The following is a 12,838-nucleotide window of genomic DNA, read 5'->3' as shown; positions in this document are numbered from 1 at the left end:
CTTGCCGGAAGGTTCCGACCCCACTGACGACCGTAGGCAGAATTGGTTTACGAACCGTTCACCATGTTCATTAACTGGCTTGCGAGGCTGATTTGCAGCGCCTATCAACCGTCAAGCACCTGAGGAGAAAGAAATGGCCGGACTTTATCTCGAAGAGTTCGTCGTCGGCCATGTCTTCCAGCACACGCTGCGCAAGACCGTTACCGAAAGCGACAACATGCTGTTTTCGGTGATGACGCTGAACCCGCAGCCGCTGCACATCGACTTCGATTTCGCCACCAAGAGCGAATGGGGCAAGCCGCTGGTCAATTCGCTGTTCACGCTCGGGCTGATGATCGGCATTTCGGTCAATGACATCACCGTCGGCACCACGGTGGCCAATCTCGGCATGAAGGAAACCGTGTTTCCGCATCCGGTCTTCCATGGCGATACCGTTCGCGTCGAAACGACAGTCATCTCGGTGCGCGAGTCCAGGTCGAAGCCCGATCGCGGCATCGTCGAATTCGAGCATCGCGCCTACAACCAGCATGGCGATCTCGTCGCCAAATGCACCAGGCAAGCCATGATGCTGAAGAAGGCGGCCTGATCATGCGCTCGCTGCTGTTCGTCCCCGGTGACTCCGAGAGGAAGCTGGAAAGGGGTTTTGGTGCCGGCGCCGACGTGGTCATCGTCGACCTCGAGGATTCCGTGGCGCCGCACAACAAGGCGCTGGCGCGCGGCGTAGCGGCGCGCTTCATCCTGGAACGCAGGGCACAAACGACTTCCGCCATCTATGTCAGGGTCAATGACCTCGCGACCGGGCTGACGGATGACGATCTGGCGGCGCTGGTTCCGGCGAAACCCGACGGCATCATGCTGCCCAAGTCGAACGGCGGCCAGGATGTGCAGCACCTGTCGGCAAAACTCAGGGTGCGCGAGGCCGAAAACGGCCTGGCCGACGGCGCGATCAAGATCCTGCCGATCATCACCGAAACGCCGGCAGGCGTGCTGGCGGCGGCAACCTATGCCGGGACCAGCGCGCGGCTTGCCGGGCTCACCTGGGGCGCGGAAGACCTGTCGGCGGCGCTCGGCGCGCGCAGCGCCCGCGACGAGCATGGCCGCTACACGGACGTGTTCCGTCACGCTCGCACCATGACCATACTCGCCGCCGGTGCGGCGGAGGTCGCGGCGATCGACACCGTCTTCCCGAATTTTCGCGACATGGCGGCCTTCGCCGCGGAGTGCGCCGAGGCCGAACGCGATGGCTTCACCGGCAAGATGGCGATCCACCCCGATCAGGTGCCGGTCATCAACGCAGCCTTCACGCCGTCGGCCGAGGCGGTGAGACAATCGGCGGCAATCGTTGCTGCGTTCGCGGCAGCGGGAAGCCCCGGCGTCGTCGCTATCGACGGCAAGATGTTCGACCGCCCGCACCTGCGGCTGGCCGAGCGGCTTCTGGCGCGGGCAAAGGCGGCAGGTGTTTCCGCCTGAGCGCCTGCTACCAAACCAATGGAATCAGGCAGTAACGGACCCGGGCCACATAGTCGTCATAGCCGCGCAGACCGGCGCGAAGCGTTTTCTCTTCGATGAAGGTGCGGATGGCCAAGAGAACGACGAGCACGAGCACCGACGCCAGCCCCCACCAGGAACCAAGCAGAAGTGCCGTGCCGGCGAAGAAGAGGATGGCGCCGGCATACATAGGATGGCGGACGTAGCTGTAAGGCCCGGTGGAGATCACACGTTGTCCGCGTTCGTCCTGGATCTTGACCACGGGCGCCGCAAAACTGTTCTCCAGCATCGTCAGATAGCAGATCCAGATTCCGAGCAGCAGGACCAATGCGCCAACCACCTGCACCCAGACGGGAACCGCCGACCAGCCGAAACGAACGTCGAATCCCATGAATATCTGAGAACCAAAGATGGCGAGCAGAAGTATGGACAGCAGCACCTTGTCGGCCACGTCCTGATTCTTCTGGATGGGAGAGCTCAGCCGCTCATTCATCAGACCGGGATCGCGCCTCGCCAGCGCCACGCCCAAGGTGAGACTGAGGCCCACCATCCCCACCAGATAGACCCAGGCCCCCGGCCAATGCAGCGTGCCGGCCGACAGGAAGAGCAAGGCGCCCATAGCGACGAACCAGACGAATGTCTGAAGAACCAATTTCGCGATCATGATCGACCTGCCTTGATATCCGCTGATGATTGGTATTTTAGACCATTGGTCTACCATACAGACCACTGGTCTATAGTTCAAGCGAACCTTCGACCCGAGGCTCCGAACTCCAGCTTAACAAAAGGCTTGCAGCAGTCGGTTGTGTTGGCCGCTTTTGCCGGGCAGCCTCCGTGTTAGGAATTTTTTCTTGACTCGGTGATCTCAGCTATGGTACATTTTTGCCCATGGTGCTGATTTGCGCCAGTGGCCCGCCGCACAGGCGGGTTTTTCGTTTGATGCTCCGTCAGCCAACGCGCAAGCGGAGGCTCCGAAGGGACCCGTTAACCCGAAATTCGTTGCCCTGGCTGCCGACGTCGGGACTGGACGGGAGCAGCCATCACGTGCAGAAAGTTCGTCATGCCCCGTGTCATCAAGCATCCAGAACTCAGGCGAGAAGAACTTCTGGACCATGCCCAGGCCCTGTTCCTGACCCAGGGCTATGACAAAGCGAGCCTCAATGACGTGATTGCGTCCGCCGGCATCTCGAAGGGTGCTTTCTATCATTACTTCCCCTCCAAGGAGGCTCTCCTGGAGGCATTGGCCGATCGCTTTGCAAGACAGGCACTGGCTGGGGTCCAGGACATACTCCACGATCCCGGCCTCGACCCGCTTGGCCGCCTGAATGGCCTGCTCAGCCAGTCGCGGCGGGCCAAGATCGAAACCGCGCCGGAAGCTTGGGCTCTTTTCGAGACGATGTTCCGGCCTGAGAATCTGGTGCTTTTCCACCGTATCAATCTGGCCGCCAGCGCGTCGTTTTCACCGCTGCTGGTCAAGGTCATCAGGCAAGGAATCGAAGACGGCACTTTCAGGACCTTCGATCCGGAAGGTGTCGCCGACATCGTCATGCAATTCGGCATGGCCACGCGTGATGTCGTGGCCAAGGCCATTGCCGGCGGCAGCGACGCCGACATGGAGGCCGCGATCGAAGTCCTGGAGAAACGCGTCAGGCTCTACGAGATCGCCCTCGACCGCATACTGGGCCTGCCCGATGGAAGCATTCGGATCGGCGAGCCCGGCTATGTGCGCACCGTCATGACTGCCAGGCGGCGAACGAGTGCCGGCAAGGCGCGATAGCTGGCCGAGCCTGATATCTAGTCCTTCTCCCAGCGTGGCCGGCGCATCGAAAACACCTCGTCGACGCTGGCATAGTCCATATAGCCGAGACGAGCGACATTGCCGGCCTTGGTGATGTCGAACAGGCCGTCCGTCAGGAAGGCGTCGTCGATATGCACGCCGACCACTTCACCGGCGACGATGACGGCACTTGTCGGCGACCCGTCCAGGGCCTTTGGCCGAAAAACTTCAGTCACCCGGCATTCGAGCGCGGCCGGCGCTGCCGCCACGCGCGGCGGGGCGACCAGGCGCGACGGCGCCATGGCAAGATCGGCATAGACGAACTCATTGACGCCGCGCGGAGCATTGACCGACGTGCGGTTCATCTTCTCCGCGAGATCGCGGCTGACCAGATTGGCGACGAACTCGCCGGTTTCCTGGGCGAAGGAGGCGCTGTCCTTCTCGCCTTCGGAGGAGAACCAGACGATGAAAGGCCGCGTCGAAACGGCATTGAAGAAGGAATATGGCGCGAGGTTGATCTCACCAGCCCTGTTCAGTGTCGAAATCCAGCCGATCGGACGCGGCGCCACGATCGCCTTCGAAGGGTCGTGCGGCAGGCCGTGGCCCTTTGAAGGCTCGTAGAACATTCAGCCAACCCACGGCCCCGAATAGTCACTGTACAGCTTTGCCGGATCGGGCCGGGGCCGCTCCGGCGCCGGGCCGGCATAGGAGCCGATATGGATGAAGCCGATGACCCGCTCCTGCGGCGCCAGCCCCAGCAGTGTCCTGCCCTCCGGCACATCCGAATACCAGTTGCTGATCATGTTGGTGCCAAAGCCCAGCGCGTTGGCTGATATCATCAGGTTCATCGCCGCCATGCCGCCCGACAGGAACATTTCCCATTGCGGGATTTTTGGATTCTCCCTGGGGACAGATACGACGCCGATCACCAGCGGTGCGCGCGAGAACCGCGCCAGTTCCTGATTGCGGCGGCCCTCCGTCAATGGGCCCTCCCGCTGCTCGGCAAGTGCTGCCAGTTGCCTGCCGATCTCGACGCGGGCGTCGCCACGGTAGAGGATGAAGCGCCAGGGCTCCAACCGGCCATGATCGGGCACCCGGGAGGCAGCAGTGATCATTGTCGCGATCTCCGCATCGCTCGGCGCCGGCTCCTTCAGATCTGGAATCGGTGCGGAGTTTCGGGTCAGCAGGAAGTCGATGATCGGCGACGCCATGGGCGCAAGTCTCCTGGACATTCTGTTTTGAGCTGAAGCGCACCATCGGGGATTCGGGCGGCTCGGGCATTGGCGCGGGATACGCCGGACGGAAGAGTCGTATCGGTCGGACTCTTAAGCCTTGAAATTGCCACCGCCATGGGCTTCAACGCAAGGCATGTTTGAGGGGACTGTCCGTCTTTTCCTGATCTGGCTCGGCGCCCTGCTGTTCATGGCGCCGGTTTCGTTCGCCATGGCGCAGAATGTCGACGGTGTCAGCGACCTGAAGCTTCCGGGAATTTCGAGCTACGCGACGCCGAAAGGCGAGACGTCACTGGCGCTGAGCGGCGGCGGTGCCATCACACTCTCTGCCCAGTTGACCGACAAGGGTTCCGACATCACGCGCGGCATCGTCTGGCGGGTCTTCAAGCCGGAAGCCGTCAACGGCAAATTGCCGATGGTCGCCTCCTCGCATGGCGGCACCGCCGTCTTCCAGCTCGAGCCCGGCAGCTATCTGGTTCACGCCTCCTACGGCCGGGCCGGCGCCACCAAACGTATCACTGTCGGCAAGGACGCTAAGCGCGAAAGCCTCGTGCTCGATGCCGGCGGCCTCAAGCTCGACGCCGTGCTGTCCGGCGGCGTGCGCATTCCACCGAAGAAGCTGCGCTTTTCGATCTACGAGGGCACTGCCGAGGCCAATGGCGACCGCGCGCTGATCATTCCCGATGTCGAGCCCAACAGCGTCGTGCGGCTCAACGCCGGCATCTACCATGTCGTCTCGACCTATGGCGCGGTCAATGCAGTCATTCGCTCCGACATCCGCGTCGAGGCCGGCAAGCTGACCGAAGCCACCGTCGAGCATCACGCCGCCGAGATCACGATGAAGCTGGTGCGCGAAACCGGTGGCGAGGCGATCGCCGACACGTCCTGGTCACTGCTCAACGAGTCCGGCGATCCGATCAAGGAAACCGTCGGCGCTTTCGCCTCGATGGTGCTGGCCGAGGGCGACTACACCATCATCGCCAAGAACCGCGACCGCATCTACCAGAAGGATTTTACGGTCGTGGCCGGGCAGAACCAGGAAATCGAGGTTCTGGCCACCGAGGCCGCGGCGATGGACCCTGAAGAAGGCGCGGATTAACCTTCGTTTTAAGGATCAAGCCGCCAGCTCGGTCCGCGCCGGCAGGAACGGGATCCGGCGGCGTGGCAAAGCTGGCGCCAGGTCGAACACGCCGCGATGGAGGCGGTCGAGCAAGGCCTTGCGGTCGCGCAACGGCTCCAGTTCGCTCCAGCTCAGCACATCGCCGACGCGCACGTCGATCGCCTTGCCCGACAGCCGCGCGAATTCGTGGATGAGCAGCGATGTGCGCAGCGTCAGCGAGGCCTTGCCGACGAACTTGGCCACCCGGCCGTCGCGCTCGGCCATGTTCATCGGCCCGCTGACAAGATGGAACAGCCTGCCGTTCTGCCCGGAAAAATGCATCGGGATGACCGACGCCCTGGCGTCCTGGACGAGGCGGGCCGGAAACATCTTCCACGGCAGATCGCGCGCCCGGCCAAAACCCTTTGGCGCGGTGGCGACACCGCCGGCCGGAAATACCACGATGGTGACGCCCTCTTTCAACAGTCGCACCGCTTCATGGCGCACGGCCATGTTGTTCTTCAGCGCATCCTTGGTCTCCGAAAAGTCGATCGGCAGCGAATAAGGCTCCATCTCGCGGATCTTGAGCAGATCCTTGTGGATCATCACCCGGAACGGACGGCCGAGCTGCTCGGCCAGCGACAGCACGGCGATACCGTCACCGATGCCGAACGGATGATTGGCGACGATCACCAGCGGCGTCTCTGGCAATTGCGCGGGCGGCCACTGATCAGCGGTCCGCACCCGCACGTCGATCAGGTCGAGCATGCGGCTGAACACGCGTTCGCCGGTCGGCACGATCTGGCGGCGCCAGAAATCATAGAGTGCTGTGTAGCGGTCGCGGCCCGACAAGCCTTCGACCGAATGTATGAACCAGCGCGTCAGCGCCGGCTGGCGCGGATTGGCATAGGAAAGCTCGGGAAAGGGTCGTTCGCGCAATTTCAACTTGAGCATAGGGGCTCGTTACAAGGTCGGCGTGACAGGGATATGAAAATGGCGGTGGATCGCTCCACCGCCATTTGGTCGAAACTATGCCAATCAGGCCGCGCGTTTGCGCCGGCGGTCGGGTGTGACGGCTTCCTCGGTCAGTTGCGCGATCGCCTGGTCAAGGCCAAGCGATTCCTGGTCGCGCGAGCCCAGTCGGCGCATGTTGACCGTCTGCTCTTCCGCTTCGCGCTTGCCGCAGACGAGGATGACCGGAACCTTGGCCAGGCTGTGCTCGCGGACCTTGTAGTTGATCTTCTCGTTGCGCAGATCCGCTTCCGCCAACAGCCCAGCGGCCTTCAGCTTTGCCACCACCTCGGTCGCATAGTCGTCGGCATCCGACGTGATCGTCGCCACCACCACCTGCAGCGGCGCGAACCACAGCGGGAAATGGCCGGAATAGTTCTCGATCAGGATGCCGAGGAAGCGCTCCATCGAGCCGCAGATGGCGCGGTGAACCATGACAGGCTGCTTCTTCTCGGAATCCGAGCCGATGTAGAAGGCGCCAAACCGCTCCGGCAGGTTGAAATCGACCTGCGTCGTGCCGCACTGCCATTCGCGGCCGATGGCATCCTTCAGCACATATTCGAATTTCGGCCCGTAGAAGGCGCCCTCACCCGGATTGATCGAGGTCTTGATGCGATTGCCGGACCGTGTCCTGATCGTCTCCAGCACGCCGCCCATGATCGCCTCGGCGTGATCCCACGCCTCGTCGGTACCGACGCGTTTGTCCGGCCGCGTCGACAGCTTGACGCTGATTTCGTCGAAACCGAAATCAGCATAGGTCGACAGGATCAGATCGTTGATGCGCAGGCATTCCGCCGCCAGCTGCTCTTCGGTGCAGAAGATGTGCGCATCGTCTTGCGTAAAACCGCGCACGCGCATCAGCCCGTGCAGCGCGCCGGATGGTTCGTAACGGTGGACGTTGCCGAATTCCGCAAGTTTGACAGGCAGATCGCGATAAGACTTCAACCCATGCTTGAAAATCTGCACATGGCCCGGGCAGTTCATCGGCTTCAGAGCGAAAACCCGGTCGTCATCGGTATCGTCGCCGGCCACCGTCACCTTGAACATGGCGTCGCGATACCATCCCCAATGGCCTGACGTCTCCCACAGGCTCTTGTCGAGAACCTGCGGCGCGTTGACCTCCTGATAGCCCTGCTCGTCGAGGCGGCGGCGCATGTAGTTGACCAGGTTCTGGAACATCTTCCAGCCCTTGGCGTGCCAAAAGACGACGCCAGGCCCCTCTTCCTGGAAATGGAACAGGTCCATCTCGCGGCCGATCTTCCTGTGGTCGCGCTTCTCGGCCTCCTCCAGCATCGTCTGATAGGCTTCGAGCTGCGCCTGATCAGCCCAGGCCGTGCCGTAGATGCGGGTCAGCATCGGATTGTTCGAATCGCCGCGCCAATAGGCGCCGGCCACCTTCATCAGTTTGAAAGCGTTGCCGATCTGCCCCGTCGAGGCCATGTGCGGGCCACGGCAAAGATCGAACCAGTCGCCCTGCGCGTAGATCTTGAGATCCTGATCCTCGGGAATGGCGTCGATCAGCTCCAGCTTGTAGCGTTCGCCCTTGTCGGCAAACACTTTCTTCGCCTTGTCGCGCGACCAGACTTCCTTGGTGAACGGCTTGTTGCGCGAAATGATCTCGCGCATCTTCTTCTCGATCACGGGAAAATCGTCAGGCGTGAACGGCTCGTTGCGGGCGAAGTCGTAGTAAAACCCGTTCTCGATCACCGGCCCGATGGTCACCTGCGTTCCCGGCCACAATTCCTGCACGGCTTCCGCCAACACATGTGCGGCGTCGTGACGGATCAGTTCGAGTGCGCGCGGGTCGTCGCGGGTGACGATCTCGACCTTGCCGGATTTGCCAAGCGGATCGCTGAGATCGCGGACGGTGCCGTCGATCGCATAGGCGACCGCCTTCTTGGCCAGCGATTTTGAGATCGATTCGGCGAGGCCCGCACCGGTCATCGCCGCGTCGTATTCGCGGACGGAGCCATCGGGAAATGTCAGGGAAACGGAATTCAGCATGTATATCTCCTATCCAGTCCCGCAAACGAGCGCGGGTGGTTGAAATGCATGTCGCCCAAAAATGTGTGGACGGTTTTGGGGTTACGACATGCAAAGAGTAGGCCGGATGCGTCCGGCAGCGGCTGTCTTTTATGGACAGATTCCGCCGCCGTAAAGCCCGGCTCAAATGTCAGACTTCATTTGATGAGCAGCGGCAGGTCCTTCAGGAACGCGGCTCGGGTCTTGAGGCCTTTGGGCATATCGGTCCGATCGGTGTCGACGACAAGGCGCGCAAAGACGATCTGGCGGCCATCCTTGTTCGCCCAGCCGACGAACCACCCAAGCGAGCGCTTGTCCTGAACCTTGTCGGCATCGTTGCGCAGCTTGGTGCTTCCGGTCTTGCCTTGCACCGTCCAGCCTCCGGCCTGGAAGGTCGGGATGATGGCTGATGTCATGTCGTAGGCCCTGGCCGAGACAGGCAGCTTGCGGGCCAGCAGCTTGCGCAGGAAATCGACCTGCTCGACCGGCGTGATCTTGAGCGAGGAGTTTATCCAGGATTGGGTCAAACCATCATTCTTGCCGGGATTGCCGGAAACATCGGCATTGCCGTAGCCGAATTTGGAGACATAGCCAGCCAATTTTTCCGGCCCGAGCCGACTGGTGATTTCACGGGAGAACCAGACGATCGAATCCCGTTCCCAGATCACCGGATCGACGGTCTTCTGGTCCCGCTTCACCGCCTTGAACTCCGGCTTGTAGTCCCACGCCGGCGTATGCTCGTCGCTCAGTATCCCGCTGTCATAGCCGATCAGCGACAGCGGCACCTTGAACGTCGAGGCCGGGCTGAACCGCTGGTCGCACACTCCGTCCTGGTAAAGCGTCTTGCCGCTCGCCGCATCGGCGATCACCGTGCACTGCAAATCCCCCAGCGGCGCCGATTGCGCGCGCAACGGAAATCCCAGCAGCCAGGCGAGCAGGAACAGAATCCCGGCAAAGATGAAGGGAAGACGATCGAAATTTCGCATTTTCTGCTCGCTCCAGAAGGGGGTTCGCGAGCGGCTTAGCGGGGTCTCTTGTCTCGATTTTGTCTCAAATGCGCAGTCTTTGTGCAGGCTGTTGTTAACCCTACCGGATCGTAAACCTGCTCTCCCCCGGCCATCATTCCTGCGCTTTGCCGCGCTTGCTGCCGATCCGCCAGTACCGCCAGGGCATGAACCAGAGATAGCGATCCGCAAGCGCCTCCGGCACCAGGTCTATGCCATGCGTGCCGAATGGCCCGCAGCGCAGCACGCGGAAGAATCCCATCCAGCCGCCGGCCCACAGGCCATGGCGGGCGATCGCCTCATGCGCATATTCCGAACAGGTCGGCAGATGCCGGCAGGAATTGCCGACAAAGCCCGACAGCGTCAGCTGGTAGAGGCGCACGAACGACGTGCCGAGGAGACGGCCTGGCGTCTTGCGCCAGGGGCCGGGCCAGTTGCGGCCGCGTTTTTGCGACCCGTCTATATGCGCATGCCCATGCTGGTCGCGCACCACAGTCTCCGTATCGCGTTTCCCAGGCGATAGATGTGGACTTCCGCCGGAGAACGCAATCCCCGCTCCTTGCGCGCCCCCGCCATCACGGACGGGAACGGCGAAACGGCTGCCTGTCAGCCGACGGCGCCCAGCGGCCACGACTGGCCGGCCCCTCGCGGCGCTTTGAATGCTGCTTTTCGTCACGCCATTGAAACGTCGCGATCCGCATGACATCGCCAAAAATGCTCAGCAACTGGATCATGGTCGGTCTCCTTTGACATGGATTAGACCGCCGCTGGCCTTCGCCTTCAAACGAGTATAATTTCCACTTCGGATAATCCTGGGTTATGCGAAATGAAGCGTGGGCGCCTGCCGCTGACGGCATTGAGGAGCTTCGAGGCGGCGGGCCGGCATCTGAGCTTCAGCCGGGCGGCCGAGGAGCTTTTCGTCTCGCAGGCGGCGATCAGCCGGCAGATCCGCGAGCTCGAAATCTTCCTGCATCGACCCTTGTTCGAACGTCACCATCGACGAGTCGAACTGACCGACACCGGCCGGCGTCTGCTGGATCAGCTTGTCAGAAGTTTCGACGCCATCGATACCTTGCTTGGCGATCTGGTGGCGACACCGGCGCAGTCCGTGGTCCGCGTCAGTGTCGAGCCGTCGCTTGCCTCCGTGTGGCTGGTTCCCCGGCTCAACCGGTTTCGCCAATTGCGGCCCGACATCGACGTCTCTCTCGAGGTCGATCCAAGGCTGATCGAGTTCCGCAGCGATCAGCCGGAGCTTGCCTTGCGCTTCAGTGCGCATGCCGACTCGTGGCCGCGCAGCCAGGCCGAGCGGCTTGCCTCGACGGTCGATTCGCCGGTCCTGTCGCCGGCGCTGCTTGCTTCTGGCCCTGCCCTCAGGAAGCCAATCGATCTTGGCCGCTACACGCTTTTGCACGAGGAGAATCGCCAGGGCTGGGTGCGCTGGTTCGAAGCGGCCGGCGTGCCCGCCGACGCCGTGCCCGCGCGCGGGCCGATGCTGGCGGATGCGTCGCTTTCAAAGCAGGCCGCCTTGCTCGGACATGGCGTGGCATTGGGCGATCTGTTGCAGATCGGCGGGGAAATCGCATCCGGCGCGCTGGTCAAGCCGTTCGACATCGACGTCGCATCCGGCGCCTATTGGCTGGTGGCCAGAAACCTGCACGACCTCTCGGAGCCGGCCGCCGCGTTCGCCGACTGGCTCAGAAGTGAATTTGCCGAAAGCAGGCGGGCGCTGGAAGCGCAGGCTTAAACCCTTCTGGCCCGGTTCCTGTCCAGCCAAATGCCAGCCGTGGCAGCAAAGATTTTGGGCGCCTGCGCGAAGCCTGCGTACCGTGGACGGCCGAATCCCAAGGTCAGGCCGCTTCTTCGGCGCGCTTCTTCTCGATCTGGCCGATCGCGTCGACCACGGCATCGAAAGTCAGCATGGTCGAAGCGTGCCGCGCCTTGTAGTCGCGCACCGGCTCCAAATATCTGAGATCCGCAAAGCGGCCGTCCGGCGGGGCGCCATTTTCCTTGAGCATCTTCAGCATGGTGTCGCGCACCGCGCGCAATTCCTCGGCACTCGCGCCGACGACATGCTGCGCCATGATCGATGACGACGCCTGGCCGAGCGCGCAGGCCTTCACGTCATGGGCAAAATCCGTGACGACGCCGTCCTGCATCTTGAGGTCGACGGTGACGGTCGAACCGCATAGCTTGGAGTGCGCCTTGGCGGTCGCGTCAGGATGATCGAGACGGCCGATGCGGGCGATGTTTCCGGCAAAACCGAGAATTTTCGCGTTGTAGACGTCGTTTATCATAATTTTCCAATCCGTCGCCGCCAAGCGAACAGCGATTGCCGCTGTCGTGTCTTCCTTTCGCTCGCTATGACCTTATATAATGCTGGCAGTCCGGTATCGACAAGAACGACGAAAGCCAATGTCCTTGCCGGGAAGTTCACGCCGCTTACGGGGCTGGAAACGGGGCGAGTTTCCGACACCGAAAGGTCGTGGTCCGTTCAACTCGTTCCTCCGCCGAGAGGGACTACGGGAGACGCCTTTATGGATGCCGTCATCAAGAAGCTCATGCCACAGTCAGCCTATATGGAAAAGCCGGTCACCGACCGGCCAAGCGAAGCCGAAGTCGAAGCCGCCGTGCGCACGCTTTTGCGCTGGACCGGCGACAATCCGGACCGCGAAGGGTTGGTCGACACGCCGAAGCGGGTGGCAAAGGCCTTTCGCGAAATGTTCGGTGGTTACGACATGTGCCCGGCCGACGAGCTCGGCCGCACCTTCGAGGAGGTCGCCGGCTACGATGACCTGGTGATCGTCAAGGACATCACATTCCATTCGCATTGCGAGCACCATATGGTGCCGATCATCGGCAAGGCGCATGTCGGATATCTTCCGGACGGCAAGGTCGTCGGCCTGTCCAAGATCGCACGCGTCGTCGATATCTTCGCCCACCGCCTGCAAACCCAGGAGGCGCTGACGGCGCAGATCGCCGGCGTCATCCAGGACGTGCTCAATCCGCGCGGCGTCGCCGTCATGATCGAGGCCGAGCACATGTGCATGGCCATGCGCGGCATCCGCAAGCAGGGATCAACCACGCTGACCTCGACCTTCACCGGCGTTTTCAAGGACACGCCCGAAGAGCAGGTCCGTTTCGTCACCATGGTGCGCGGCGGCGGGGTCTGATCGGCCCTCGCCGGCCATCAAAACAAGGACCGGCG

The 12,838-nt window shown here is 62.1% G+C and carries 15 protein-coding genes; 6 read left to right on the top strand and 9 right to left on the bottom strand.

The genetic code is table 11. The features are described from left to right. Positions 1 to 103: 103 nt before the first annotated feature. Both A4R29_RS12480 and A4R29_RS12475 read left to right on the top strand, forming a co-directional pair. A complete protein-coding gene (locus tag A4R29_RS12480) occupies positions 104 to 586 on the top strand; it encodes a MaoC family dehydratase (RefSeq protein ID WP_435891332.1) in 483 nt (160 codons plus the stop codon). Between the two features lie 2 nt (positions 587 to 588). Further along, positions 589 to 1,470: an HpcH/HpaI aldolase/citrate lyase family protein gene (locus A4R29_RS12475; RefSeq protein ID WP_063173664.1), complete on the top strand. Its 882-nt coding sequence runs from the start codon at positions 589 to 591 to the stop codon at positions 1,468 to 1,470. 7 nt (positions 1,471 to 1,477) lie between these two features. On the opposite strand, the gene A4R29_RS12470 is transcribed toward A4R29_RS12475, so the two are convergent. Then, entirely contained in the window at positions 1,478 to 2,152 is a 675-nt protein-coding gene (locus A4R29_RS12470; protein ID WP_063172028.1) for a methyltransferase family protein, read from the bottom strand. 396 nt (positions 2,153 to 2,548) lie between these two features. Here A4R29_RS12470 and A4R29_RS12465 point away from each other — a divergent pair, with 396 nt between their 5' ends. Then, a complete protein-coding gene (locus tag A4R29_RS12465) occupies positions 2,549 to 3,265 on the top strand; it encodes a TetR/AcrR family transcriptional regulator (protein WP_024505353.1) in 717 nt (238 codons plus the stop codon). 17 nt (positions 3,266 to 3,282) lie between these two features. Here the strand turns inward: A4R29_RS12465 and A4R29_RS12460 are convergent, their stop codons facing one another. Continuing rightward, positions 3,283 to 3,891, bottom strand: coding sequence for a flavin reductase family protein (locus A4R29_RS12460; RefSeq protein ID WP_027162578.1), 609 nt, complete (start codon positions 3,889 to 3,891; stop codon positions 3,283 to 3,285). Further along, the gene (locus A4R29_RS12455; RefSeq protein ID WP_063172027.1) at positions 3,892 to 4,476 is read right to left on the bottom strand and encodes a nitroreductase family protein; all 585 of its coding nucleotides are present in this window, start codon (positions 4,474 to 4,476) and stop codon (positions 3,892 to 3,894) included. It lies immediately after the preceding gene. 157 nt (positions 4,477 to 4,633) lie between these two features. Here A4R29_RS12455 and A4R29_RS12450 point away from each other — a divergent pair, with 157 nt between their 5' ends. Continuing rightward, the gene (locus A4R29_RS12450) at positions 4,634 to 5,596 is read left to right on the top strand and encodes a hypothetical protein (RefSeq protein ID WP_024505356.1); all 963 of its coding nucleotides are present in this window, start codon (positions 4,634 to 4,636) and stop codon (positions 5,594 to 5,596) included. A 15-nt stretch (positions 5,597 to 5,611) separates the two neighbouring features. Here the strand turns inward: A4R29_RS12450 and A4R29_RS12445 are convergent, their stop codons facing one another. The 5 genes from A4R29_RS12445 to A4R29_RS33050 form a co-directional block, all read right to left on the bottom strand. Beyond that, the gene (locus tag A4R29_RS12445) at positions 5,612 to 6,550 is read right to left on the bottom strand and encodes a lysophospholipid acyltransferase family protein (RefSeq protein WP_063172026.1); all 939 of its coding nucleotides are present in this window, start codon (positions 6,548 to 6,550) and stop codon (positions 5,612 to 5,614) included. A gap of 84 nt (positions 6,551 to 6,634) precedes the next feature. Continuing rightward, the gene (gene thrS / locus A4R29_RS12440) at positions 6,635 to 8,611 is read right to left on the bottom strand and encodes a threonine--tRNA ligase (RefSeq protein WP_063172025.1); all 1,977 of its coding nucleotides are present in this window, start codon (positions 8,609 to 8,611) and stop codon (positions 6,635 to 6,637) included. 176 nt (positions 8,612 to 8,787) lie between these two features. Further along, on the bottom strand, positions 8,788 to 9,615 hold the full coding sequence (gene blaOXA, locus A4R29_RS12435) for a class D beta-lactamase (protein WP_063172024.1): 828 nt from the start codon (positions 9,613 to 9,615) through the stop codon (positions 8,788 to 8,790). 133 nt (positions 9,616 to 9,748) lie between these two features. Next, positions 9,749 to 10,123 (bottom strand): membrane protein insertion efficiency factor YidD, encoded by a 375-nt coding sequence (yidD, locus tag A4R29_RS12430; RefSeq protein ID WP_063173663.1) that lies wholly within the window; start codon positions 10,121 to 10,123, stop codon positions 9,749 to 9,751. An 85-nt stretch (positions 10,124 to 10,208) separates the two neighbouring features. Further along, the gene (locus A4R29_RS33050) at positions 10,209 to 10,367 is read right to left on the bottom strand and encodes a hypothetical protein (RefSeq protein ID WP_082827388.1); all 159 of its coding nucleotides are present in this window, start codon (positions 10,365 to 10,367) and stop codon (positions 10,209 to 10,211) included. A 92-nt stretch (positions 10,368 to 10,459) separates the two neighbouring features. Between A4R29_RS33050 and A4R29_RS12425 the strand changes: the two genes are divergently transcribed. After that, positions 10,460 to 11,377 carry a LysR substrate-binding domain-containing protein gene (locus tag A4R29_RS12425; protein WP_013531980.1) on the top strand — a complete coding sequence of 306 codons (918 nt, stop codon included), beginning with the start codon at positions 10,460 to 10,462 and terminating at the stop codon, positions 11,375 to 11,377. 103 nt (positions 11,378 to 11,480) lie between these two features. On the opposite strand, the gene A4R29_RS12420 is transcribed toward A4R29_RS12425, so the two are convergent. Next, the gene (locus A4R29_RS12420) at positions 11,481 to 11,927 is read right to left on the bottom strand and encodes an iron-sulfur cluster assembly scaffold protein (protein WP_013531981.1); all 447 of its coding nucleotides are present in this window, start codon (positions 11,925 to 11,927) and stop codon (positions 11,481 to 11,483) included. 240 nt (positions 11,928 to 12,167) lie between these two features. Here A4R29_RS12420 and folE point away from each other — a divergent pair, with 240 nt between their 5' ends. Beyond that, positions 12,168 to 12,803 carry a GTP cyclohydrolase I FolE gene (folE, locus tag A4R29_RS12415; protein ID WP_013531982.1) on the top strand — a complete coding sequence of 212 codons (636 nt, stop codon included), beginning with the start codon at positions 12,168 to 12,170 and terminating at the stop codon, positions 12,801 to 12,803. Positions 12,804 to 12,838: the final 35 nt, after the last annotated feature.

Origin of the sequence: Mesorhizobium ciceri biovar biserrulae (assembly GCF_001618845.1) — a bacterium.
Taxonomy (GTDB): Bacteria; Pseudomonadota; Alphaproteobacteria; order Rhizobiales; family Rhizobiaceae; genus Mesorhizobium; species Mesorhizobium ciceri.
Note: the sequence above shows the minus strand (reverse complement) of the source record. Positions and strands in the feature narration are given on the sequence as shown.

Excerpts from the sequence above, each read along its gene's own strand:
- A4R29_RS12475 (WP_063173664.1), top strand. The coding sequence starts at position 589 with ATGCGCTCGCTGCTGTTCGTCCCCGGTGACTCCGAGAGGAAGCTGGAA.
- A4R29_RS12470 (WP_063172028.1), bottom strand. The coding sequence starts at position 2,152 with ATGATCGCGAAATTGGTTCTTCAGACATTCGTCTGGTTCGTCGCTATG.
- A4R29_RS12465 (WP_024505353.1), top strand. The coding sequence starts at position 2,549 with ATGCCCCGTGTCATCAAGCATCCAGAACTCAGGCGAGAAGAACTTCTG.
- A4R29_RS12460 (WP_027162578.1), bottom strand. The coding sequence starts at position 3,891 with ATGTTCTACGAGCCTTCAAAGGGCCACGGCCTGCCGCACGACCCTTCG.
- A4R29_RS12455 (WP_063172027.1), bottom strand. The coding sequence starts at position 4,476 with ATGGCGTCGCCGATCATCGACTTCCTGCTGACCCGAAACTCCGCACCG.
- A4R29_RS12450 (WP_024505356.1), top strand. The coding sequence starts at position 4,634 with ATGTTTGAGGGGACTGTCCGTCTTTTCCTGATCTGGCTCGGCGCCCTG.
- A4R29_RS12445 (WP_063172026.1), bottom strand. The coding sequence starts at position 6,550 with ATGCTCAAGTTGAAATTGCGCGAACGACCCTTTCCCGAGCTTTCCTAT.
- thrS (WP_063172025.1), bottom strand. The coding sequence starts at position 8,611 with ATGCTGAATTCCGTTTCCCTGACATTTCCCGATGGCTCCGTCCGCGAA.
- blaOXA (WP_063172024.1), bottom strand. The coding sequence starts at position 9,615 with ATGCGAAATTTCGATCGTCTTCCCTTCATCTTTGCCGGGATTCTGTTC.
- A4R29_RS33050 (WP_082827388.1), bottom strand. The coding sequence starts at position 10,367 with ATGATCCAGTTGCTGAGCATTTTTGGCGATGTCATGCGGATCGCGACG.
- A4R29_RS12425 (WP_013531980.1), top strand. The coding sequence starts at position 10,460 with ATGAAGCGTGGGCGCCTGCCGCTGACGGCATTGAGGAGCTTCGAGGCG.
- A4R29_RS12420 (WP_013531981.1), bottom strand. The coding sequence starts at position 11,927 with ATGATAAACGACGTCTACAACGCGAAAATTCTCGGTTTTGCCGGAAAC.
- folE (WP_013531982.1), top strand. The coding sequence starts at position 12,168 with ATGGATGCCGTCATCAAGAAGCTCATGCCACAGTCAGCCTATATGGAA.